Source organism: Flavicella sp. (assembly GCF_029238425.1).
Taxonomy (GTDB): domain Bacteria; phylum Bacteroidota; class Bacteroidia; order Flavobacteriales; family Flavobacteriaceae; genus Flavicella.
Map to the genome: position 1 here is coordinate 1 of NZ_JAQWGB010000148.1, position 1,614 is coordinate 1,614.

The following is a 1,614-nucleotide window of genomic DNA, read 5'->3' on the forward strand; positions in this document are numbered from 1 at the left end:
TTTAGAACTCCATTAACCCTTATTATTGGACCTTTACAACGAATGATAGAACAAAACATGGGGGATTCATTTGTACAAAAACAGCATCTCACAATGCAAAGAAATGCCAATATGCTGCTTCAGTTAATCACACAACTATTGGATTTTAGAAAAAGTGAATCTGGAAAATTAGAGTTGCATGCCGCTGAATCTAATATTGTTGCTTTCACAAAAGAAATTAAACTTGCTTTTCAAGATTTAGCAAAAGTTAAAAATATCAAATATGATTTTGTCACCGAAAGAAATGAAATCTACTTATGGTTTGATAAAATTAAAATGAAAAAAATTCTTTTCAATTTATTGTCAAACGCATTTAAATACACTCAAGACGAAAGTGAAATAAAAATTTATATTGAGAGCACCAATACAGAAGTAATCATAACAATCACAAATTTTGGAGAAGAAATACCTGAAAAAAATCTAAAACACGTATTTGATAGATACTACAGATCTGATCAAGATGGATTTAAATCAGGTTCAGGAATTGGCCTTGCACTTACTAAAAGCTTGGTCGACCTTCATAAAGGAAATATTTCAGTGTCAAGCTCTAAAAAAGAAGGAACTTCTTTTCAAGTAAAATTCCTTTTAGGAGAGCATCACATCAAAAGTTCTGATAAATTATTAGCTCCTAAAAAGGAAACGCCTATTAGCAAAACGGAAACGGAAGCTCAATCTGATATACCAATAACGAATACAGATATCGACAACAATATCTCAATCGATGAAAACAAACCTACTTTATTAATTGTAGAAGACAATGCAGATGTTAGAAATTTCATCAAAGAAATATTTGAAAAAAAATACAACATCTATACAGCAGAAAACGGGAATGCAGCTATTTCTATCGCAAATAACAAGGATATTGATTTAATCATAAGCGATATCATGATGCCTATAATGGACGGCCTGGAACTTTGTAAACAAATTAAATCAAATATTACTACCAGTCATATTCCCATCATACTACTGACTGCAAAAACAGACTCTGCTCATCAAAAAGATGGATATCAATTTGGAGCGGATACTTATATCACAAAACCATTTGACGCCTCTATTCTAGAGGTTAGAGTAGATAATTTATTAAATACAAGATCTAACTTAATAAGTAAATTTAAAAAGGATATTATTTTAACTCCTAAAGAATTATCAGTTACCTCTGCCGATGAATTATTCTTAGAAAAAGCAATTCAAATAATTGAAGAAAACATAACCGATCCTGAGTTTAATGTACATGTTTTTACCAAACAGATGAATATGAGTAGATCTGTATTGTATAGAAAATTCAAAGCACTAACAAATCAATCCATTACCGAGTTTATTAGAACCATCAAATTGAAAAAAGCAGGTCAGCTAATTACAAACACAAAAATGCATATCTCAGAAATTGCATATGAAGTAGGATTTAGTGATTTAAAATATTTTAGAAAGTGCTTCAAAGCACAATTCAACGAAGTACCTTCGAATTACAGAAACATTCATAAAAAAGAAAACGAGAGTTGAAAAAAACGCTCCTAAGAAATTACAAACTACCATGATAATCATTTATTTATTTTGGTAGTTTTTTTTTATATTACT

At 29.9% G+C, this 1,614-nt stretch carries 1 protein-coding gene; it reads left to right on the forward strand.

What is annotated here, in order from left to right:
* A partial coding sequence (locus P8H68_RS10540; RefSeq protein WP_300324644.1) for a response regulator occupies positions 1 to 1,539 on the forward strand: 1,539 nt, incomplete at its 5' end.
* Positions 1,540 to 1,614 lie beyond the last annotated feature (75 nt).